The following is a 21,229-nucleotide window of genomic DNA, read 5'->3' as shown; positions in this document are numbered from 1 at the left end:
CGCCCCGCGCCGCCGACGACCTGAGGCCGGCCGCGCGCCCGGCGCCCGGGAGCCGCTCCGGTGCATGAATGGCTCCTCCTCGCCGTCGGCCTCCTCCTGACCCTCGGCACCGGCCTCTTCGTGGCCAGCGAGTTCGCCCTCGTCAACCTCGACCGCTCCGACCTCGAGAAGCGCCAGGAGCGCGGGGAGAAGCGGCTCGGCCCGCCCATCCGCGCCCTGCGCATCACCTCCACCCACCTCTCCAGCGCCCAGCTCGGCATCACGCTGACGACGCTCCTCACGGGCTACACGATGGAGCCGGCCATCAGCCGCCTCCTCGCGGTGCCGCTCACGTCCGCCGGCCTCGCCGAGTCGTTCGTCTCCCCGGTCTCGACCGTCGTGGCGCTCGTCGTCGCGACCCTCCTGTCGATGATCATCGGCGAGCTCGTGCCGAAGAACTTCGCGCTGGCCCTGCCGCGCGAGACGGCCAAGCTCGTCATCCCGTTCCAGACGCTGTTCACGACCGTGTTCAAGCCCGCGGTGCTGCTGCTCAACAACAGCGCCAACGGGATCCTGCGGCTCGTCGGCATCGAGCCGAAGGAGGAGCTGTCGGGCGCCCGCTCGGCCGAGGAGCTGTCCTCGCTCGTCCGCCGCTCCGCGCTCGCCGGCCTCCTCGAGGACGACACGGCGATGCTGCTCAGCCGCACGCTGCGCTTCGCCGACCTCACCGCGTCCGACGTCATGACGCCGCGCCTCCGCGTGAAGTCCGTCGAGCGCACCGACAGCGCGCAGACGGTGATCGAGCTGGCCATGACCACGGGCTACTCGCGCTTCCCCGTCACGGACGACGGCGTCGACGACGTGATCGGCCTCGTGCACGTGAAGCAGGCGGTCGCCGTGCCGCGTGAGAAGCGGGCCCTCGTGCCCGTCACCGCGCTGCAGTCCGAGGCGATCCGCGTGCCCGAGACCATGAAGCTCGACGACCTGCTCGGCGAGCTCCGCGGCCGCGGCTTCCAGATGGCCGTCGTGGTCGACGAGTACGGCGGCACCGCCGGCGTCGCGACCCTCGAGGACCTCGTCGAGGAGCTGGTCGGCGAGCTCGCCGACGAGCACGACCGCACCCGCGCGGGCGTCGTCCGCTCCCGGGACTCCCTCACGTTCCCCGGCATGCTGCGGCCCGACGAGCTCCTCGAGCGCACCGGGCTCCGCATCCCCGACGAGGGTCCGTACGAGACCGCGGCGGGCTTCGTCATGAGCGAGCTCGGCCGCCTGCCCGTCGTGGGCGACGAGCTCGAGCTCGAGACCGGCACGCTGCGGGTCGAGCGGCTCGACGGCCGGCGCATCGACCGGATCCGGTTCACGCCGTCCCCCGAGCCCGTCGCGACCGCGGTGGGCACCACCCGCGCCGAGCGCCAGGCCGACCGGCAGGCGGAGCGCCAGGCCGGCCGGGAGGCCGGACGCCAGGCGGACGCGGAACGCGCCGCGAGCAGGAAGGAGCCGTCCCGTGGGTGAGTACGCCGGGGGGATCATCGCGCTCGTCGTGCTGCTCGCCGTCAACGCCTTCTTCGTCGGCGCCGAGTTCGCGGTCATCTCCGCGAAGCGGTCGCAGATCGAGCCGCGGGCGGAGGAGGGCAGCCGCGCCGCGCGCGTCACGCTCTACGCCATGGAGCACGCGACGCTCATGCTCGCGACGACGCAGCTCGGCATCACGGTCTGCTCGCTGCTGATCCTCAACGTGTCCGAGCCGGCGATCCACCACCTGCTGGAGATCCCGCTGCACGCCACCGGGCTGCCGGAGGAGGCGATCTCCACGATCGCGTTCGTCATCGCGCTGCTCATCGTGTCGTTCCTGCACGTGGTGCTCGGCGAGATGGTGCCGAAGAACATCTCGTTCTCCGTGCCGGACAGGGCGGCGCTGCTGCTGGCGCCGCCGCTCGTGGGCATCGCCCGCGTGGTGAAGCCGCTGATCCTGGCGCTGAACGCGATCTCGAACGCCGTGCTGCGCCTCGCCAAGGTGGAGCCGAAGGACGAGGCCGCGAGCGCGTTCACGCTGGACGAGGTGCAGGGCATCGTCGACCAGTCGACGCGCGAGGGCGTGCTCGAGGACCGCACGGGCGCCCTGACGGCGGCGTTCGAGTTCACGGGCAAGAAGGTGCAGGACATCGCGATCCCGCTCGACGCGCTCGTCAGCCTGCCCGAGACCGCGTCTCCCTCCGACGTCGAGCGCGCCGTCGCCCGGCACGGGTTCTCCCGCTACGTGCTGGTGGACGAGGCGGGCGAGCCGTCCGGGTACCTCCACCTCAAGGACGTCATCGACCTCGACGAGGCCGACGAGTTCGTGCGGCCCGTGCCGGCCAAGCGGATCCGCCAGCTCGTCTCCGTGTTCGAGGGCACCGAGCTCGAGGACGCCCTCGCGATGATGCGCCGCTCCGGCGCCCACCTCGCGCGCGCCTTCACCGAGGCGGGCGAGACGACGGGCGTGCTCTTCCTCGAGGACATCATCGAGGAGCTCGTCGGCGAAGTGCAGGACGCCACCCGCCGGGTCTGACCGGCGGGACGACGACGGCCCGGCACCCCAGAGGGATGCCGGGCCGTCGTCGTCGGTGCGGGGAGGTCAGGCCGCCCAGCGCGCGCGGTCGTACTGCTTGGGCCAGTAGTCGATCTCGACGCCCAGCTCGTGCGCGGCGCGCAGCGCGAAGTGCGGGTCGCGCAGCATCTCCCGGCCGAGCATCACGGCGTCCGCCCGGCCCTCGGCGACGACGGCCTCGGCCTGCGCGGGCTCGGTGATGAGGCCCACGGCGTTGAGCGCGACCTTCGCGTGCTCCTTCACGTACTCGGCGAAGGGCACCTGGTAGCCGGGCGCGACCGGGATCGTGACGCCCGTCGTGTTGCCGCCCGTGGAGATGTCGAAGAAGTCGGCGCCGTGCTCGGCGGCCCACCCGGCGACGGTCGCGGTCTGCGCCTCGTCCCAGCCGGCGTCGCCCGCCCAGTCGGTCGCGGAGAAGCGGACGAGCAGCGGCACGTCGGGGACCTCGGCGCGCACGGCGTCGATGACCTGGAGCAGCAGGCGCGCGCGGTTCTCCAGGCTGCCGCCGAACTCGTCGTCGCGGAGGTTGCTCAGCGGGGAGAGGAACTGGTGCAGGAGGTAGCCGTGAGCGGCGTGGAGCTCGAGGACGTCGAAGCCGGCGTCGACCGAGCGGCGGGCGGCCGCGGCGAAGTCGTCGACGACCTTCCGGATCCCGTCGGCGTCGAGCGCGCGGGGCGTGCCGTAGCCGGGGAACGGCTCGGCCGACGGCGCGACCGTCTCCCAGCCGCCCTCCTCGGCGGGCATGGTGCCGCGGCCGGAGAACGAGTAGGTGGAGGCCTTGCGGCCGGCGTGCGCGAGCTGGATCGCGGCGACCGCGCCCATCCCGTGGATGAAGTCGACGATGGGCGCCCAGGCGTCGCGCTGGGCGTCGTCCCAGATGCCGGTGTCCTCGGGCGTGATGCGCGCCTCGGGGCTGACGCCCGTGGCCTCCGCCATCACGAGCCCCGCGCCGCCGCGGGCGAACGAGCCGAGGTGCGCGAGGTGCCAGGCGCCGGGGATCCCGTCGCGCGCGTCGATGCTGTACTGGCACATCGGCGCGACCCAGATGCGGTTCCGGGCGGTGACGCCGCGGACGGTGATCGGCTCGAAGAGCGGGGACGTGGTCATGGGGATCCTTCCAGGCAGGCGGCCGGGGCTCCGGGGAGGCGCGGCGCGCGGGGACGGGCGGAGGGCGACGGCGGCCTCATGGTCCCAAGGCCCGGCGCGGTCGCCGCATTCCCTTCCGCCTATCGTGAGGGGATGAGCGACGCGCGCGACCACCAGGTGCCCGAGGGCTGGATCCGGCAGGACGAGGAGCGGACCCGCGAGGCCGTCCGCCTCCCGCGGGACGACGACGACAAGTACACGCGCGGCGTGCTCGGCGTCCGCACGGGCTCCGACCGCTACCCGGGCGCGGCCGTGCTCGGCGTGGAGGCCGCGGCGCGCACGGGCGTCGGCATGATCCGGTATCTCGGCCCCACGGGCGCCTCCGACTCGGTGCTCGCCCGGCGGCCCGAGGCGGTCACGGCCGACGGCCGCGTGCAGGCGTGGCTCGTCGGATCCGGCATGGACCGGGAGCACCGCGACGCCGCGGCGACGGACGCGATCGCGCGGGCGCTCGGCCAGGGGCTGCCGTCTGTCGTCGACGCCGGCGCGCTCGACCTGGTCGGGCACGCGACCGGGCCGGTGGTGGTGACGCCGCACTTCCGCGAGCTGTCGCGGCTGCTGCACGGCGCGGGGATCGAGGCGTCGGCCGACGAGATCGCCGCCGACGCCCCCGGGTGGGCCGAGCGCGCGGCGCGGGAGCTCGGCGTCTGCGTGCTGCTCAAGGGCGCGACGACGCTCGTCGTGGGCGGCTCGACGCGCATCGCGGTGCGCGCGGGGACGCCGTGGCTCGCGACGGCGGGCTCCGGGGACGTTCTGGGCGGCGTGCTCGGCGCGCTGCTCGCGGGGGCGTCCGCGCGGGTGGCCGACGCGGCGGATCCGCTGGCCGAGGTCGCCCGGGTCGCGGCCGCCGCGGCTTGGCTGCACGGGCGCGCGGGGGAGCGGGCGTCGGGCGGCGGACCGATCACGGCCCTCGACGTCGCCGAGGCGATGCCGAGGGCCGTGGCCGAGCTGCTGGCGGGATCCGGCGCCTAGGCCTTCGCCACGTCGAGCGAGAACTCGACGGAGCCGTGGTCCTCGACGGTCACGAAGCCGAGGCTCGGCGCCTGGACGCCGAAGTCCTGGAACGTGATGGGGATGGAGCCGACGATCTGGCCGCCGTCGTCCGTGAAGGACGCCTGCATCTTCGCGGTCACGCTCTTCGTCACGCCGTGCAGGGTCAGGTCGCCGGTCACGTCGTAGGTGGCCGGGACGCCCGCCTCGACGCCGTCGGCCGCGATGGGCTGCGTGAGCGTGAAGGTCGCGGTGGGGAAGTCGGCCGTCTTCATGGCCTCGCCCTGGAAGTAGGCGTCGCGCGGCGGCTCGTCCGTGTGCATCTTCGTCACGTCGACCGTCATCGTGCCCTTCGTGACCTGCGATCCCTCCACCGTGATGTCGCCCGTGACGGAGTCCGTGCGGCCGTTGACCGTGACGGGCGTGCCGTTCAGCACCTCGTCGACGCGGTAGCCCGCATAGGAGGATCCGCCCACGGTCCAGTCGCCGGACAGGTCGCCGAGCGCGCCGCCCGTCCCGGCCGTCGCCGCGAGGGAGGGCGCGGCGTCGGGCGTGCCGGCCAGCTGCTTGTAGAGCGGGCCGCCGAACGCGGCGAACGCGCCCACGAGCACGACGACCCCGGTCGCGACCCCGATGGTGATCTTCGTCTTCTTGTCCATGGTGCTCCTCCGATGCGATGCGATGCGATGGGCGGCCGCGCCACGGCCCGCCGGTCCTTTGAACGTTCAAGTACCGGAAGGAGTCTCGCGACATCACGAGCGCGGCGCGGGCGGCCGTCCACAGGGAGGAGCCGTCGGTACCCTGGTCGCACAGCCGGCACCGGCCGGGCGCCGCCCTGAGCACCGCCGCCGTCGATCCCCGGGGGTCCCCATGCTCGTCGCCTTCTCCGTCGCCCCCAGCGGGGGCGACGCACCCGACGCGTCCGTCCACGACGCCGTCGCCGCGGCCGTCGCCGTCGTCCGCGCGTCCGGCCTGCCGAACCGCACCGACGCGATGTTCACCACGATCGAGGGCGACTGGGACGAGGTCTTCGACGTCGTCCGCCGCGCGACCGAGGCGGTCGCGCCCTTCGGCACCCGCGTCTCCCTCGTGCTCAAGGCGGACATCCGCCCGGGCTACCAGGGCGAGCTGACGGGCAAGCTCGAGCGCCTCGAGTCCGCGCTCGAGGCCCGCGACGCGGCGGAGTGACGCCGGGGCATCCCGCCCCGGACCCGATCCCGACCGCCGGTAGGCTCGTCGGGTGAATCCCCCCTCCTCCGGGCGGGCGACCCTGTCGCCGGCCCGCGTCCGCATCGCCCTGCTCGCCCTCGCGATGGGCGGGTTCGCCATCGGCACGACCGAGTTCGTCGCCATGGGCCTGCTGCCGCAGCTCGCGGCCGACCTCCTGCCCGAGGTGGCCGCGCGCTCGACGGAAGCCGCCAACGCGCAGGCCGGCACGCTGATCAGCGCCTACGCCCTCGGCGTCGTGGTCGGCGCCCCGACCATCGCCGCCGCGTCCGCCCGGGCGCCCCGCCGGAAGCTGCTCCTCTGGCTGCTGCTCGCGTTCACGCTCGGCACGGTGCTCAGCGCGATCCTGCCGAGCTTCGGCCTCGTGGTGGTCGCCCGCTTCGTCGCGGGCCTGCCGCACGGCGCCTACTTCGGCATCGCGTCCCTCGTCGCCGCGCAGCTCATGGGGGAGGGCAAGCGCGCCCGCGGCGTCGCGTTCGTCCTCGCCGGGCTCACGATCGCGAACGTCATCGGCGTGCCCATCGTCACGTGGATCGGGCAGAACGCGGGCTGGCGCGTCGCCTACCTGGTGGTCGCCGCGATCTTCGCGGCCACCTTCGTCGCCGTCTTCCTGGCGGTGCCCGCGCAGGACGGGAACCCCGAGGCCACGCTCCGTCGCGAGCTCCGGGCGTTCACGCGCCTGCAGGTGTGGCTCGCGCTCCTCATCGGCGCGATCGGCTTCGGCGGCTTCTTCGCCGTGTACACGTTCGTGGCCCCCATGGTCACCGAGGTCACCGGGCTGCCCGAGTGGTCGGTGCCGCTCGCGCTCGTGGTCGTGGGGCTCGGCATGACCGTCGGCAACCTCGCGGGCGGCTGGTGGGCGGACCGCGACGTGAAGGCCGCGCTGCTGTCGCTCTTCGGGCTCCTGATCGCCTCGCTCGTGGGGCTCGTGCTCACGGCGTCGAACCCGGTGGGCCTGTTCGCGTTCCTGTTCCTCATCGGCGGGTCGGCGGCGGCGCTGTCCCCGGGGATCCAGATCCGGCTCATGGACGTCGCGCACGACTCGCAGTCGATCGCCGCCGCGCTCAACCACTCCGCGCTCAACACGGGCAACGCCGTCGGCGCGGCGCTCGGGGGCGTGACCGTCGCCGCGGGCCTCGGCTACACGTCGCCCGCCCTCGTGGGCGTGGGGCTCAGCGTCGCCGGGCTCCTCATCGCGCTCGCGAGCTTCGGGCTCGACCGGCACCGCCGCGGATCCCGCCGGCCGGTCGACGGCGCGCGGCCCACCACCCAGCCCATCGGCATCGGCGGCTGACGCGAGCCCGGCCGGGCCGGCGACGGACGGCCTGCGCCCGGCCTACTCGCCCTGGAGCAGGATGCCGTCCTGGATCGCGCGCTTCCGCAGCGCCACCTTCGTGCCCACGTCGAAGCCGGCGACGCGGTACTTCTCCCGGATCCGCTTGAGGTACGACTTCGCCGTCTCCTCGGAGATGCCGAGGCTGTAGGCGACCGACTTCACGGGCTCGCCGCCGCCGTACAGCGCCATGACCCGGCGCTCCTGCGCGCTGAGCTTCGGCACGCCGCCGACGTCGGTGCTGTTGATGGCGAGGTCGAGCTCGGAGGAGATGTACGACTGGCCGTCGGCCGCGAGGCGGATGGCGTCGACGATCATGCTCGCGTCCTCGCTCTTCACGAGGTAGCCGAGCGCGCCCGAGGCGAGGGCCTCGCGCACCACGTTGGGCTCCGAGTAGGTGCTCATCAGCACGGTCTTGACGCCCGTGGTCTTCAGCGTGGCGATCTTGAGCGAGATCGGGAGGTTGTCCTTGAGGTCCAGGTCGAGGAGCACCACGTCGACGGGGAAGCGCGGGTGGGTCAGGAGGTCGGGCCAGGTGGACACCGCGGCGACCATCTCGATGTCGGACGCGGCGTTGCGGATCCACTCGGTCAGGGCCCCGAGCAGCATCCTGTGGTCGTCCACGATGGCGAGGGTGATCGGTCGGTTCTCAGCTGACACGTGCTCTCCGGTCCTTGTGCGGGGCCCTCACCGGTCGGCGGGGTTGTCCACTACGCAGTCGATGGTGATGAGGAGGCTGGCGCCCCGGGTGCTCTCCGTGTGCGGTCCGACCTTGTCGATAGCATCCCACGTCGAGGGATCCGGTCGCGTCCGCGGGAGGCCCGTCGTCGTGATCTCGATGGGCACGATGGCGCGACGAAGCGGCACGGGCTGCTCCCCGGGGGCGCGGCCGCGCAGGGGTCCGAGCGCGACCTGCACCGAGACGCCCGGCACGCCGTTGCGCCGCTCCGTCGAGGTGAGCAGCAGCCAGACCGCGGAGAGCAGGCCGTCGCGCTGCCGGCGGTCGAGCAGGCCCGCGAGGGCGGCGGGATCGCTGAGGGTCACGTCCGGGCCGAGGAACTCCGACTCCGTGACGGCGTGGTGCAGCCACGTGTCCCGGCGGCCCTCGATGAGGTGCAGGCGGAGCTCCGTGGCGAGCGACGCCGCCGTGGACGCCGCCAGGGGCGACAGGGGGAGCGGCTCCCGGCCGCTCGCCACGTCGTCGAGGAGCTGCTCCGCCGCGAGATCGAGGCGGGCGAGCTCCTCGGAGGCGAGCATGCCGACGGCGTAGCGCGGGGCGGACACGGTGCTCTGCACGAGGACGCGGTCGAGCTCCATCTCGGTGACGCGCCGGAAGCCGCGGACGACCGCGACGCCGAACGCCGCGGGCACGACGGCGCGGGCGATCGCGGAGATCTCCGGGGCGAGGTCGGCGGGGCGCACCGGATCCGAGAGGAGGAACACCAGCAGCAGCACGACGCCGAGCGCGGCGTCCACGGCGAGGACCTCCCGGGCCGGCCGGTAGGTCACGGTCGTCAGGAGCGCGGCGCCGGCGGCGACGCCCGCGGTCGAGTGCTGCATCACGTCGCCGAGGGGCCACACGGCGACCAGGTCGAGGGCGACCACGACGCCGAGGCCGGCGACGAACACGGCCATGAGCGGCCCCGGCATGCGGTCGCGCAGCGCGCGCACCGCGACGACCGTCACGACGAGGAGGGCGAGCAGGAGGATCCACGCGGTCGCGATCAGCCCGGGCGACGGCATGGTCCTGTGGTCGACCGCGAAGCGGACGAGGCCGTAGCCCATGGCGATCGCGCAGACGACCGCGGATCCCGCCCCGAGGTACCCGAGGCCGATGGAGGTGGGCTGCGCGGGCGTCCCCTCGGGCAGGGGGACGCGTCGGCTGGTGCGGGGCGGCGCGTCGAGCGCGCGGCGGATCACTTCGGCACCTCGAGGACGACCGTCGTGCCCGACCCGGGGGAGGAGAACAGGCGCGCGTTGCCGCCCACGTCCGCGAGGCGCGCGACCACCGACTCCTTGAAGCCGAGCTTGGCCTGGTCGACGTGCGCGAGGTCGAAGCCGACGCCGGCGTCGGTGACCATGGCCCGCACCGTGGTGTCGTCGTCGGTGATGGTGACGTGCGCCTCCGTGACGCCCGCGTGCCGGCGCACGTTCTCCAGGCACTCCGCGAGGGAGAGGAGGAACGCGTCGAGGATGTCGCTGGGGAGGAGGACCTGGCCGGTGCCGTGCCAGCTCACCTCGAGCCCCATCCGCCCGAAGCGCTGCTTCACCGACTCGAGCGTGTTGCCCAGCACCGACTGCTCGACGGGCTCGAGCGTGTAGCCGCCGGATGCCTGGGGAGTCGGGTTCGCGCCGAGGCGCAGCTGCCGGAGGAGGCGCGCGTCGTCGGTCGCCTGCTCGCGCATGGCCTGAGGCGTGACGCCGACGCCGGAGTGGGCGAGGAGTGTGAGGGTCGCGAGCACGGTGTCGTGGAGCAGCCGCGCGCCCTGGCGGCGCTGCGCCTCGAGCTCGCTCGCCATGCGCTCGGCCCGGTGGGCGCGCCCGATGTCGGTGATGCGGCGGCCGACCCGGCGCACGGCCACGCTCAGCCAGTGGCCGAGGATCACGACGAGCAGCCACCCGAACACGTGCACGAGGACGACGTAGGGGAAGGCCGGGGTGCCCCACGACGCGCCGACGGCGACCACGCTCGTGAGCACGAAGGCGGTCACGACGATCCGGAGGCGGCCGGGCCGGACCGTCTCCAGCAGCGCGAGCGACCCGATCGCCCCGGCAGACAGGTGCGTGAGGGCCGTGAGCGACGACGCGCTGCGGCCGCCGAGCTGCGCGACGACCATGGCGGCGATGCCGGTGACGACCACCACGACCATCCACGGCACGCGCGCGTCGGTGCCGATGCGCCACTGCGCGACGGCGAGCACGGCCAGCAGCAGCACGGTGCCCGCGGACACGGGGAGCGGGACCTCGCCCGGGAGCAGGATGCAGGCGGCCGCGACCGCCGTGAAGCTCAGCCCGTAGACGCGGGCAGTGCGCTGCAGCAGGCGCTCGCGCTCGCGCTTCATGCGATCCATCGGGTCCCCGCTCGGAGTGCGCCGACGCCGGTGGCGTGCGCTGGGTGTGCTTCCGATCCTAGGCGCGTGCTCGACGGCCGATGCACGTCGGCGCGTTCGCCGCCGAGATCATCCACATGCGCTAGGGGAGGCGGCCGCGACCCGGCGGCGGGATCCCCTACTCGGGAGCGATCCAGCCGTGGCGGATGGCGTGGCGGCGGAGCAGGACCTTGGTGCCGAGGTCGGTCCCGGCGTGGAGGTACTTCCGACGCGCGCGCTTGATGTACGACTTGACCGTCTCCTCGGTGGTGCTCATGGCCTCGGCCACGTCGCGGATCGACCGGCCGCCGGCGTAGAGCACGAGCGCGCGCTGCTCCTGCTGGCCGAGCCGCGGGTCCTCCTCGGCGTGGAAGTCCTGCATCGCCTGCTGCACGAGCGCGGTCTGCCGGGGCGTGCCGTCGGCGGCGGCGTGGATGGTCGCGATCAGCTCCTCCGACGACTCGGCCTTCGGGACCACGGCCGACGCGCCGGCGCGCATGGCGCCGTGGATCGTGGAGGCGTCCGCGTGCGTGCTCAGCAGGACGGAGGTGAGGCCGACGCCCGCGAGGGTCCGGATCTTCTGCGCCACGGGCACGTCGTCCCGCAGCGCGAGGTCGAGGACCACGACGTCGAACGCGTCGGGGAAGCGCTCGTCGCGGATCAGGCCGTTCCACGTCGGCGACGTCGCCACGACCTCCACGCCCGTGCGCGGGCGGGACAGCCGGGCGCTCAGGCCGTCGAGCAGGAGGACGTGGTCGTCGACGAGGGCCACCCGGACCCGATGGCCCTGGCCCGTCGCGTGCAGCGGACGTCGGCTCATCGGTGCTCCCCTCGTACGCCGGTGCCCGGAGGCGGCGGCGTGCTCCCAGAGGAAGCATAGGAACGCATGATGACGCGGGGCGATGCCGCGCGCCGAACTCACCCCCGGACTGGGGCGCTCCTCCTACGCGTCGACGTCGAGCAGCCGGGCGAGCTCGCGGCCCACCGCCTCGCTCTCGATGAGGAAGCCGTCGTGGCCGTAGTCGGAGGAGATCACGACGACCTCGCCGCCGTCGATCGACCCGGGGACCGCCCGTGCGACGAGCCGCTGGTCGGCGACGGGGAACAGCCGGTCGCTGTCGATGCCGACCACCAGCGTCGCGGCCCGCACCCGCCCGAGCGCGGCCTCCACGCCGCCGCGGTCGCGGCCGACGTCGTGCGAGCTCATCGAGTCGATGAGGCGGATGTAGCTGGTCGCGTCGAACCGGCGGGTGAACTTGTTGCCGTGGAAGTCCAGGTAGGACTCCACGGCGTACCGGCCCTCGTCGCCCATGGGGCTGATGTCGCTCTGCCACGAGCGGGAGAACCGGTGGTTGAGCTCGTCCGGGCTGCGGTAGTTGAGGAGCGCCATGCGGCGCGCGAGCGCGAGGCCCCGGTGCGGGCCGTCGCCGTCGGGCGCGTCGAAGTAGTCGCCGTCGCGGTAGGCGGGATCCATGCGGATCGCCTCGGCCTGCACGGAGTTCAGCGCGATCTGGTCGGCGCTGGAGATGGCGGGGGCCGCGAGGATCGCGAGCCGCCGCATCCGGTCGGGGTGCCCGACGCCCCACTCGAGCGCCTGCATGCCGCCCATCGAGCCGCCGACGACCGCCGCCCACTCGTCGATCCCGAGCGCGTCCGCCAGGGCGACCTGCACGGCGACCTGGTCGCGGATGGTGATGTAAGGGAAGCGCGCGGCCCACTCCGCGCCGTCGGGCGCGAGCGACGCCGGGCCGGTCGTGCCCTGGCAGCCGCCCAGCATGTTCGGCGCCACCACGAACCAGCGATCGGTGTCGATGGCCAGCCCCGGGCCCACGATCCCCGACCACCAGCCGCCCGTCGGCTGGCCCGGGCCGGCGGGACCGCGCAGGTGGCTGTCGCCCGTGAGGGCGTGCAGGACGAGCACGGCGTTCCGGCCGTCCGCGTCGCGCTCGCCGAAGGTCTCGTACGCGACGCGCACCGACGGGATCCGCCCGCCCGCCTCGAGGTCGATGCCGCCGACCTGGGCGAAGAGCCGGTCGGCGACGGGGTCGCCCTCGCGCCACGCGCCGGACGCGGGGGGCCGGCCGATCAGGGAGCGGATCTGCGCGTCCGTCACGAGGCTCGACGGGACGGTGTCCTCGGGTGTCTGCCAGTCCATCCCGATCAGTGAAGCACCCGCGACGGACGCGCGCCGGAGTGTTACGCCCCGAGCGGCCCGGCGCCCTGGAGCGACGAGTCGATCGCGGCGTCCTTCACCGCACGGGCGGTGCGGAGGCCGGCCGCCAGGTCCTCGAGGATGTCGTCGATGCTCTCGAGGCCCACCGATAGGCGCACGAGCCCGGGAGTGACGCCCGCCGTGAGCTGCTGCTCCGGCGTGAGCTGCGCGTGCGTGGTGGACGCCGGGTGGATCACGAGGCTGCGCACGTCGCCGATGTTCGCCAGGTGGCTGAAGAGCTGCAGCGAGTCGACCAGCGCGCGGCCGGCGTCCACCCCGCCCTTGAGCTCGAACGAGAGGACGGCGCCGACGCCGCGCGGGGCGTACCGGTTCGCCGCGGCGTACCAGGGGCTCGTCGGGAGGCCCGCGTAGTAGACGTTCGCGATGTCCTCGTGGGAGTCGAGCCACTCCGCGACCGCCTGCGCGTTCTGCACGTGCCGCTCGATCCGCAGGCTCAGCGTCTCGATGCCCTGGATGAGCTGCCAGGCGCTCGCCGGGGCGATGGAGGCGCCCAGGTCGCGCAGGAGCTGCACGCGCGCCTTGATGACGTACGCGATCCCGTCGCCCAGCGCCTCCGTGTAGGTGACGCCGTGGTACGACGCGTCCGGCGTCGTGAGGCCGGGGAAGCGCTCCGCGTGCTCCGACCAGGGGAAGCGGCCGCCGTCGACCACGAGACCGCCGATCACCGTGCCGTGGCCGCCGAGGAACTTGGTCGCCGAGTGCACGACGATGTCGGCGCCGTGCTCGAACGGGCGGATGAGGTACGGCGTCGCGATCGTGTTGTCCACGATGAGCGGGACGCCGGCCGCGTGCGCCTGGTCGGCGACGCTCCGGATGTCGAGGATGTTGATGCGCGGGTTGCCGATCGTCTCCGCGAAGAAGAGCTTGGTGTTCGGGCGGACGGCCCGGGCCCACGCTTCGGGGTCGTCCTGGTCCTCCACGAACGTCGTCTCGATGCCGAGCTTCGCGAGCGTGTACTTGAACAGGTTGTAGGTGCCGCCGTAGATCGACGAGCTGGAGACGATGTGGTCGCCGGCCTCCGCGATGTTCAGCACGGCGAACGTCGACGCCGACTGGCCGGACGCCACCAGCAGCGCGGCCGTGCCGCCCTCCAGCGCCGCGACGCGCTCCTCCACCACAGCCTGCGTGGGGTTCTGGATCCGCGTGTAGATGTTGCCGAACTCCGCCAGCGCGAACAGGTCCTGCGCGTGCGCCGAGTCCTTGAAGACGTAGGAGGTGGTCTGGTAGATCGGCGTGGCGCGCGCGTTCGTGACGGGATCCGGCGCGGCTCCCGCGTGGATCTGCTGCGTCTCGAAGCGCCAGCCCGCTGCCCGGTCCTCGTCGTGGTCGCTCATCGTCGTGCCTTCCCTCGTGCGTCGGTGCCGCCCGTGCGGGCGCACCACGACAGTAGGAAGCGCGCCGAGGGCCGGTCAACGCGCCCCGTCGCGGGGCGTAACCCGCGCGTGCCCGCGTTCCCTACGCTGGGGTCATGTCCACAGCCAAGAGGGTCGTCGTCACGGGTGCGAGCTCGGGGATCGGCGCCGCCACCGTCCGCCTGTTCCGGAGCCGCGGATGGGACGTCGTCGCCGTCGCCCGCCGCGAGGACCGCCTGCGGGCGCTCGCCGAGGAGACCGGCGCGACCTACGCGGTCGCCGACCTCACGGTGCAGGCAGACGTCGACGCGCTGCGCGACCGGCTCCGCGAGACCGGCGAGGTGCACGCGCTCGTGAACAACGCCGGGGGAGCGGTCGGCACCGACACGGTCGAGGGCGGATCCGCGGCCGACTGGGCCTGGATGTACGAGATCAACGTGCTCGCCGTGCAGCGCGTGACGAGCGCGCTCCTGCCGCTGCTCCGCGCCGGCGTGCCCGAGAACGGCAGCGCCGACGTCGTCACCGTGAGCTCCATCGCCGCGCACGTCCCGTACGAGGGCGGCGGCGGCTACAACGCGGCGAAGGCGGCCGTGCACGCGATGCTCGGCGTGCTGCGCCTCGAGCTCGCGGGGGAGCCGATCCGCGTCATCGAGATCGCCCCGGGCCAGGTGCGGACGGAGGAGTTCTCGCTCGTGCGCTTCGGCGGCGACCAGGCGAAGGCCGACGCGGTCTACGCGGGCGTGCCCGGACCGCTGACGGCGGAGGACGTGGCCGAGGCGATCGTGCACGCGGTGGAGCTGCCGCCGCACGTCAACGTGGACCTGCTGACCCTCAAGCCCGTGGCCCAGGCCGCGCCGCACAAGCTGGTCCGCCAGCCGCTCGCGGTCCGCGAGGACCTCACCGACCGCGGCTGAGCCCGATCGGTGGCCGGGCCCGGCGGGATCCGTCAGGCCGCGGGGGCCGATGCGACGGCGGGGACGTCCGGCAGGGGTCCGGTGAGGAAGCCCTGGACGACGGGGCCGTGCAGCGCCACGACCGTCTCGCGCGACATGCTCGCGATGGGCTCCATCCGCCAGATGTAGCGCGTGATGGCGATGCCGCCGAGGGCGGCGCCGACGAGCGAGTTGCGGATGTCGACCTCCTCGGCCGGGGTGCCCTCGGGCAGCGCGCCCATCCAGTGCTGCGGTGCCGCCTCCGCGAACCGCTTGTACGCGGTGCTGTCGTGGTCGGAGGTGACCGTGACCCAGCGCATGATGGTCGACCCGACCGGGTGCTCCCACGTGTGGAGGGCCGCGTCGACGAGGGCGGCTCCGCGCTCCTCGACGGGCAGCTCGCGCATGCGCACGTAGGGGGCGAGGAGGTCCTCGGAGGGCCGGAGCGCCTCCTCGAGCAGGGCCTCGAGCGAGCCGAAGTAGTAGCGGACGAGGCTCGGGTCCACGCCCGCGGCCGCGGCGATGCGCCGGGCGCTCACGCGGTCGGCGCCGGACTCGATGAACAGCATGCGCGCCGCCTCGATGATGCTGGCACGCGCGTCGCCCGAGGTGCGGGGCCCGCGACGCCTCGGGGAGGAGTCGGCCCCGCCGCGGTCGGATGCATCGAGCTCGTTCGCCAGTACGGCCATGGGGCGTCCCTCTCGTGTCATGAGCGACCAACGTAATGGCGGGCCGCGACCCGGATGCCCCGGATGGGGGAATTGTGAACAACCCGTCGGCCGCCATGTAGTTTCGTCGAGGCATGTCCGTGCCGCTCCCGTGCTGCAGAAAGCCTCCGCGTGCCCCTGGTCCTCCCCCTCCCGTTCGAGATCGTCTCCCTGACGGTGCTCGTCCTCGTCCTCGTCGCCGACCTGCTGATCGTCTACCGGCGCCCGCACGTCCCCTCCACGAAGGAGTCGGCCCTGTGGGTCGCCTTCTACGTGGGGCTGGCGCTCGTGTTCGCGGTCATCATGCTGTTCGTCGCGGGCGGCGAGCACGCCGGCCAGTTCCTGGCGGGCTGGCTGACGGAGTACAGCCTGAGCATCGACAACCTGTTCGTGTTCGTCATCATCATGAGCCGGTTCAGCGTGCCCCGGAAGTACCAGCAGGAGGTGCTCATGGTGGGCATCATCATCGCGCTGGTGCTGCGCGGCGTCTTCATCCTGCTGGGCGCCGAGCTCATCGAGAGCTACAGCTGGATCTTCTACATCTTCGGCGCGTTCCTCCTCTACACGGCCGTCAAGCAGGCCCTGGGCGACGAGGACGAGGAGAGCGAGGACTCGCTCTTCATCCGGTTCCTGCGCCGCCGGCTGAAGATCGCGCCGGACTTCGACGGCTCGAAGGTGCGCACCGTCATCGACGGCCGCAAGGTGCTGACGCCCATGGTCATCGTCTTCGTCTCGATCGGCACCACGGACCTGATCTTCGCCCTCGACTCGATCCCCGCCATCTTCGGCATCACCGAGTCGCCGTTCATCGTCTTCACCGCGAACATCTTCGCCCTGATGGGCCTCCGCCAGCTCTACTTCCTGCTCGGCGGGCTGCTCGACCGGCTGGTCTACCTCAAGTACGGGATCGCGTTCATCCTCTTCTTCATCGGCGTGAAGCTCGTGCTGCACGCGATGCACGAGAACACGCTGCCCTTCGTCAACGGCGGCGAGGGCATCGAGTGGGCGCCCGAGATCCCGACGATCGTGAGCCTCGTGGTGATCCTCGCCTCGATGCTGGTCGCCACGGTCGCGAGCCTCATCCGGATGCGGGTCGACGGGATCCCCGTGAAGGCCGACGCCGAGCCGGCGTCGGTCGAGCGCGGCGACGACGACCGGACCGGCCGGTGACCGAGGCGCGCACGATCTCCCTCGGCGGGCGCCGGATCGACGTCACCTGGTCGGCCCGCACGGACGTGGGCAGCGTGCGCGCCGTCAACGAGGACGGGCTCCTCGCGGACCCGCCGGTGTGGCTCGTGGCCGACGGCATGGGCGGGCACGCGTTCGGCGACCGCGCCAGCGCCACGCTCGTGGAGACCTTCGGCGAGCTGTCCGGCGACGCGCCCGTCACGCGCGACCTCATCGTCGAGGCAGTCGACGCGTCCAACGACGCCATCGGCGACCTCATCACGGGCGACGACCCGCCCGGCACGGTGGCCGGGACGACGCTCGCGGGCGTCGCGCTCGTGCTCGCCGACGACGGCGACCCGCTCTGGATGGTCTTCAACGTCGGCGACTCCCGCGTCTACGCGTGGGCCGACGGGCGCATGCAGCAGGTGACGGTGGACCACTCGGCCGTCCAGGAGCTCGTCGACCAGGGCCGCATGACGCGCGCCGAGGCCGAGCGGAGCCCCGTGCGGAACCTCATCACGCGCGCCGTGGGATCCCACGACGAGGTCGCGGCCGACGAGTGGCTGCTGCCCGTGGCCGAGCACCAGGTCTTCCTGATCTGCTCGGACGGGCTCACCAAGGAGCTCGACGACGACGCCATCTCCGCCGTGCTGCAGCTCGCGCACGCGGACGGCGGCGGCGTCGACCGCGCGGCGGACGCGCTCGTCGCGCAGGCGCTGGCGTCCGGCGGGCGCGACAACGTGACCGTCGTGGTGATCGAGGCGCACGCCGAGGACGCCCCGGTCGACGGGCCGCGGGACCACGCGTCGGCGGGCGCGCCCACCACCTGAGGAATAGCCGCGGGCACCCGGCGTTAGACTCCCATGATGCGCGTGGGGTCCCTCGCGCCACTGCCATGAGGAGAGCCGCGTGCACCCTGCGAAGACCCTGGCCGAGAAGGTGTGGGCCGACCACCTGGTCGCCGAGGGGGAGGACGGCACCCCCGACCTCCTCTACATCGACCTCCACCTCGTGCACGAGGTCACCAGCCCGCAGGCGTTCGACGGCCTCCGGCTCGCCGGCCGGCCGGTGCGCCGCCCGGACCTCACCATCGCCACCGAGGACCACAACACGCCCACCATCGGCATCGACCGGCCCATCGCCGACCTGACCAGCCGTACCCAGATCCACACCCTCCGCAGGAACGCCGAGGAGTTCGGGATCCGCCTGCACTCGCTGGGCGACATCGAGCAGGGCATCGTGCACGTCGTCGGGCCGCAGCTGGGCCTGACCATGCCGGGCATCACGGTCGTCTGCGGCGACTCGCACACCTCCACGCACGGCGCGTTCGGCGCGATGGCCTTCGGCATCGGCACGAGCGAGGTCGAGCACGTGATGGCCACGCAGACGCTGCCGCTGCAGCCGTTCAAGACCATGGCCGTCACGGTCGAGGGCACGCTCCGCCCCGGCGTCACGGCGAAGGACATCATCCTGGCGGTCATCGCGCAGATCGGCACCGGCGGCGGGCAGGGCTACGTGCTCGAGTACCGCGGCAGCGCCATCCGCTCGCTCTCCATGGAGGGCCGCATGACGATCTGCAACATGTCGATCGAGGCGGGCGCCCGCGCCGGCATGGTCGCGCCCGACCAGACCACGTACGACTACCTGAAGGGCCGCCCGCACGCGCCGACCGGCGCCGACTGGGACGAGGCCGTCGCGTACTGGGAGACGCTCGCGTCCGACGACGACGCCGTGTTCGACGCCGAGGTCTTCCTCGACGCCGACACGCTCGAGCCGTTCGTCACGTGGGGCACCAACCCCGGGCAGGGCGTCTCGCTCAGCGAGCCCGTGCCGGATCCCGCGGCCGTCGCCGACCCGAACGAGCGCGCCGCTGCCGAGCGCGCCCTCGCCTACATGGACCTCGCCCCGGGCACGCCCATGAAGGAGATCGCGGTCGACACCGTGTTCATCGGCTCCTGCACGAACAGCCGCGTCGAGGACCTGCGCGCCGCCGCGGAGATCGTGCGCGGGCGCACCAAGGCCGAGGGCGTCCGCGTCATGGTCGTCCCGGGCAGCGCGCGCGTGCGGCTCGAGGCGGAGGCCGAGGGCATCGACAAGGTGTTCACGGACTTCGGCGCCGAGTGGCGCTTCGCCGGCTGCTCCATGTGCCTCGGGATGAACCCCGACCAGCTCGCGCCGGGGGAGCGCTGCGCCTCCACCAGCAACCGCAACTTCGAGGGCCGCCAGGGCAAGGGCGGGCGCACGCACCTCGTGTCGCCGCTCGTGGCCGCGGCCACCGCCATCCGCGGCACGCTGTCGAGCCCGTGGGACCTGCAGGAGGAGGGCGTCGTCGACGCCGAGTCGATCCGCCAGGCCGCCGCCGTCGGACAGGGGGTCTGAGCCGTGGAGCCCATCAGCCGCGTCACCGGCACCGCCGTGCCGCTCAAGCAGTCCAACGTCGACACCGACCAGATCATCCCCGCGCAGTTCCTCAAGCGCGTCACCAAGACCGGGTTCGAGGACGCGCTGTTCTTCCAGTGGCGCCAGGACCCCGGCTTCTTCATCAACCAGCCGGTCTACCAGGGCGCCACGGTGCTCGTGGCCGGACCGGACTTCGGCACGGGCTCGTCCCGCGAGCACGCCGTGTGGGCGCTGCGCGACTACGGCTTCCGAGCCGTGCTCAGCCCGAGGTTCGGCGACATCTTCCGCGGCAACTCCGGGAAGCAGGGCCTCCTCACGGGGATCGTGACGGAGGACGACGTCGAGAGGCTGTGGACCGCGATGGACGCGGAGCCAGGACTCGACCTCACCGTCGATCTCGTCGAGCGGGTCGCCACGGCACCCGGCCTGACGGTCCCGTTCGAGATCGACGAATACACTCGGTGGCGGCTCCTCGAGGGCCTCGACGACATCGCCCTCACCCTCCGGGACGAGGACGCCATCACCACCTTCGAACACGGACGGGCCGCATGGCGCCCGCGCACCTTGCCGGCCCGGCCGGCAGCTCTGGAGAACTGAATGAACTCACTAGTCAGCGACGCCAAGAAGGCCGGGGAGCGGGTGGGGCTCCTGTCCGACTCCATCGTCATCAACGGCGGGATCCCGCTGCGCGGCCGCATCGAGGTCCGCGGCGCGAAGAACCTGGCCACCAAGGCCATGGTCGCCTCCCTGCTCGGTGAGAGCCCCAGCCTCCTGCGCTCGGTGCCCGACATCAGCGACGTCCGCGTCGTGTCCGGCCTCCTCGAGGTCCACGGCGTGACCCTCCGCAAGGGCGAGCAGGAGGGCGACCTCATCCTCGACCCGAAGGACGTCGAGAGCGCCCACATGGCGGACATCGACGCCCACGCGGGCAGCTCGCGCATCCCGATCCTGTTCTGCGGCCCGCTGCTGCACCGGCTGGGCGAGGCGTTCATCCCCGACCTCGGCGGCTGCCGCATCGGCGACCGCCCCATCGACTTCCACCTCGACGCGCTCCGGGCCTTCGGCGCGGTCGTCGAGAAGCTCCCGAGCGGCATCCGCCTCACGGCCCCCGACGGCCTGAAGGGCGCGAACGTCGAGCTGCCCTACCCGAGCGTCGGCGCGACCGAGCAGGTGCTGCTCACGGGCGTCCGCGCGAAGGGCATCACGGAGCTGAAGAACGCGGCCATCGAGCCCGAGATCATGGACCTCATCGCGATCCTGCAGAAGATGGGCGCGATCATCTCCGTCGAGCCGAACCGCGTGATCCTCATCGAGGGCGTCGACCGCCTCGAGGGCTACACGCACCGCGCGCTCTTCGACCGCAACGAGGCCGCGAGCTGGGCCTCCGCGGCCCTCGCCACGCACGGCGACATCTTCGTCGGCGGCGTGCGCCAGGCCGAGATGATGACGTTCCTCAACGTGTTCCGGAAGGTCGGCGGCGCGTTCGACATCGAGGAGGACGGCATCCGGTTCTACCACCCGGGCGGCGACCTCAAGCCCGTGGTCATCGAGACCGACGTGCACCCCGGCTTCATGACGGACTGGCAGCAGCCGCTCGTCGTGGCGCTCACGCAGGCGCCCGGCGTCTCGATCATCCACGAGACCGTGTACGAGAACCGCTTCGGCTTCACGGACGCGCTCAACGAGATGGGCGCCGACATCGTCGTGCACAAGGAGGGCCTCGAAGGCCACGAGCGCCGCGTGGCGCGTCGCGACTTCGAGCAGGCGGCGGTCATCACCGGACCGACGCACCTGCACGGCGCGGACATCACCGTGCCGGACCTCCGCGGCGGGTTCAGCCACCTCATCGCCGCGCTCACGGCCGAGGGCCGGTCCACCGTCAGCAACGTGGGGATCATCTCCCGCGGCTACGAGGACTTCATCGGGAAGCTGCGCCAGCTCGGCGCGGACTTCTCCTACGAGGGATAGCCTCGCCGGCGGCGCCCGCGCCGCCCACGCCGACCGGGCGCGTCCGTGGAGGACGCGCCCGGTCCTCCGCCGGGCGGCCCCCGCACGGCGGGCGACCGACGCCGACCGCCACCCGA

General features: G+C 73.0%; 20 protein-coding genes. 11 read left to right on the top strand and 9 right to left on the bottom strand.

The window, feature by feature from the left end; translation table 11 throughout:
- Positions 1–60: 60 nt before the first annotated feature.
- A complete protein-coding gene (locus ACMT9T_RS03460) occupies positions 61–1,491 on the top strand; it encodes a hemolysin family protein (RefSeq protein ID WP_414744243.1) in 1,431 nt (476 codons plus the stop codon).
- Entirely contained in the window at positions 1,484–2,527 is a 1,044-nt protein-coding gene (locus ACMT9T_RS03455; protein WP_414744242.1) for a hemolysin family protein, read from the top strand. The genes ACMT9T_RS03460 and ACMT9T_RS03455 overlap by 8 nt, the downstream gene beginning before the upstream one ends.
- 66 nt (positions 2,528–2,593) lie before the next feature.
- Here the strand turns inward: ACMT9T_RS03455 and ACMT9T_RS03450 are convergent, their stop codons facing one another.
- On the bottom strand, positions 2,594–3,673 hold the full coding sequence (locus ACMT9T_RS03450; RefSeq protein ID WP_116055011.1) for an NADH:flavin oxidoreductase/NADH oxidase: 1,080 nt from the start codon (positions 3,671–3,673) through the stop codon (positions 2,594–2,596).
- A 132-nt stretch (positions 3,674–3,805) separates the two neighbouring features.
- Between ACMT9T_RS03450 and ACMT9T_RS03445 the strand changes: the two genes are divergently transcribed.
- Entirely contained in the window at positions 3,806–4,684 is an 879-nt protein-coding gene (locus ACMT9T_RS03445; RefSeq protein ID WP_414744241.1) for an ADP-dependent NAD(P)H-hydrate dehydratase, read from the top strand.
- On the opposite strand, the gene ACMT9T_RS03440 is transcribed toward ACMT9T_RS03445, so the two are convergent.
- Entirely contained in the window at positions 4,681–5,361 is a 681-nt protein-coding gene (locus ACMT9T_RS03440; protein ID WP_414744240.1) for a YceI family protein, read from the bottom strand. The genes ACMT9T_RS03445 and ACMT9T_RS03440 overlap by 4 nt on opposite strands.
- Before the next feature lie 211 nt (positions 5,362–5,572).
- Here ACMT9T_RS03440 and ACMT9T_RS03435 point away from each other — a divergent pair, with 211 nt between their 5' ends.
- Positions 5,573–5,890 carry a thiamine-binding protein gene (locus tag ACMT9T_RS03435; RefSeq protein ID WP_116055017.1) on the top strand — a complete coding sequence of 106 codons (318 nt, stop codon included), beginning with the start codon at positions 5,573–5,575 and terminating at the stop codon, positions 5,888–5,890.
- Between the two features lie 52 nt (positions 5,891–5,942).
- Positions 5,943–7,223, top strand: a complete 1,281-nt coding sequence (locus ACMT9T_RS03430; protein ID WP_414744239.1) for an MFS transporter — start codon at positions 5,943–5,945, stop codon at positions 7,221–7,223.
- Between the two features lie 42 nt (positions 7,224–7,265).
- Here ACMT9T_RS03430 and ACMT9T_RS03425 read toward each other — a convergent pair whose 3' ends face one another.
- The 6 genes from ACMT9T_RS03425 to ACMT9T_RS03400 all read right to left on the bottom strand — a co-directional run bounded on the left by ACMT9T_RS03425 (position 7,266) and on the right by ACMT9T_RS03400 (position 13,918).
- Positions 7,266–7,922 carry a response regulator transcription factor gene (locus ACMT9T_RS03425; RefSeq protein ID WP_043672679.1) on the bottom strand — a complete coding sequence of 219 codons (657 nt, stop codon included), beginning with the start codon at positions 7,920–7,922 and terminating at the stop codon, positions 7,266–7,268.
- Positions 7,923–7,949: 27 nt separating this feature from the next.
- Complete coding sequence (locus ACMT9T_RS03420; RefSeq protein ID WP_414744238.1) at positions 7,950–9,182, bottom strand: hypothetical protein; 1,233 nt, start codon at positions 9,180–9,182, stop codon at positions 7,950–7,952.
- The gene (locus ACMT9T_RS03415) at positions 9,179–10,333 is read right to left on the bottom strand and encodes a sensor histidine kinase (RefSeq protein WP_414744237.1); all 1,155 of its coding nucleotides are present in this window, start codon (positions 10,331–10,333) and stop codon (positions 9,179–9,181) included. Before ACMT9T_RS03415 ends, ACMT9T_RS03420 begins: the two co-directional genes overlap by 4 nt.
- 157 nt (positions 10,334–10,490) lie before the next feature.
- Positions 10,491–11,171 carry a DNA-binding response regulator gene (locus tag ACMT9T_RS03410; protein WP_414744236.1) on the bottom strand — a complete coding sequence of 227 codons (681 nt, stop codon included), beginning with the start codon at positions 11,169–11,171 and terminating at the stop codon, positions 10,491–10,493.
- A gap of 123 nt (positions 11,172–11,294) precedes the next feature.
- Positions 11,295–12,506 (bottom strand): homoserine O-acetyltransferase MetX, encoded by a 1,212-nt coding sequence (metX, locus tag ACMT9T_RS03405; RefSeq protein WP_414744235.1) that lies wholly within the window; start codon positions 12,504–12,506, stop codon positions 11,295–11,297.
- A gap of 41 nt (positions 12,507–12,547) precedes the next feature.
- Positions 12,548–13,918, bottom strand: a complete 1,371-nt coding sequence (locus ACMT9T_RS03400; protein WP_414744234.1) for a bifunctional o-acetylhomoserine/o-acetylserine sulfhydrylase — start codon at positions 13,916–13,918, stop codon at positions 12,548–12,550.
- Positions 13,919–14,052: 134 nt separating this feature from the next.
- On the opposite strand from ACMT9T_RS03400, the gene ACMT9T_RS03395 reads away from it, so the two are divergent.
- Positions 14,053–14,850, top strand: a complete 798-nt coding sequence (locus ACMT9T_RS03395; protein ID WP_414744233.1) for an SDR family NAD(P)-dependent oxidoreductase — start codon at positions 14,053–14,055, stop codon at positions 14,848–14,850.
- A gap of 32 nt (positions 14,851–14,882) precedes the next feature.
- On the opposite strand, the gene ACMT9T_RS03390 is transcribed toward ACMT9T_RS03395, so the two are convergent.
- Positions 14,883–15,557 carry a TetR/AcrR family transcriptional regulator gene (locus tag ACMT9T_RS03390; protein WP_414744232.1) on the bottom strand — a complete coding sequence of 225 codons (675 nt, stop codon included), beginning with the start codon at positions 15,555–15,557 and terminating at the stop codon, positions 14,883–14,885.
- A 150-nt stretch (positions 15,558–15,707) separates the two neighbouring features.
- Between ACMT9T_RS03390 and ACMT9T_RS03385 the strand changes: the two genes are divergently transcribed.
- From ACMT9T_RS03385 to murA, 5 genes are all read left to right on the top strand, one after another.
- Positions 15,708–16,745, top strand: a complete 1,038-nt coding sequence (locus tag ACMT9T_RS03385) for a TerC family protein (RefSeq protein ID WP_414744231.1) — start codon at positions 15,708–15,710, stop codon at positions 16,743–16,745.
- Positions 16,742–17,575 carry a PP2C family protein-serine/threonine phosphatase gene (locus ACMT9T_RS03380; protein ID WP_414744230.1) on the top strand — a complete coding sequence of 278 codons (834 nt, stop codon included), beginning with the start codon at positions 16,742–16,744 and terminating at the stop codon, positions 17,573–17,575. Before ACMT9T_RS03385 ends, ACMT9T_RS03380 begins: the two co-directional genes overlap by 4 nt.
- Before the next feature lie 79 nt (positions 17,576–17,654).
- Positions 17,655–19,124 (top strand): 3-isopropylmalate dehydratase large subunit, encoded by a 1,470-nt coding sequence (gene leuC / locus ACMT9T_RS03375; protein WP_414744229.1) that lies wholly within the window; start codon positions 17,655–17,657, stop codon positions 19,122–19,124.
- Between the two features lie 3 nt (positions 19,125–19,127).
- Positions 19,128–19,742, top strand: a complete 615-nt coding sequence (gene leuD / locus ACMT9T_RS03370) for a 3-isopropylmalate dehydratase small subunit (RefSeq protein WP_414744228.1) — start codon at positions 19,128–19,130, stop codon at positions 19,740–19,742.
- Positions 19,743–21,113, top strand: a complete 1,371-nt coding sequence (gene murA / locus ACMT9T_RS03365) for a UDP-N-acetylglucosamine 1-carboxyvinyltransferase (protein ID WP_086514657.1) — start codon at positions 19,743–19,745, stop codon at positions 21,111–21,113.
- The last annotated feature ends 116 nt before the right edge of the window (positions 21,114–21,229 follow it).

Source organism: Clavibacter vidaverae (genome assembly GCF_047529985.1).
GTDB classification, from domain to species: domain Bacteria; phylum Actinomycetota; class Actinomycetes; order Actinomycetales; family Microbacteriaceae; genus Clavibacter; species Clavibacter nebraskensis_A.
The sequence above is the reverse complement of the archived record's forward strand: the minus strand, read 5'-3'. Positions and strand labels throughout refer to the sequence as shown.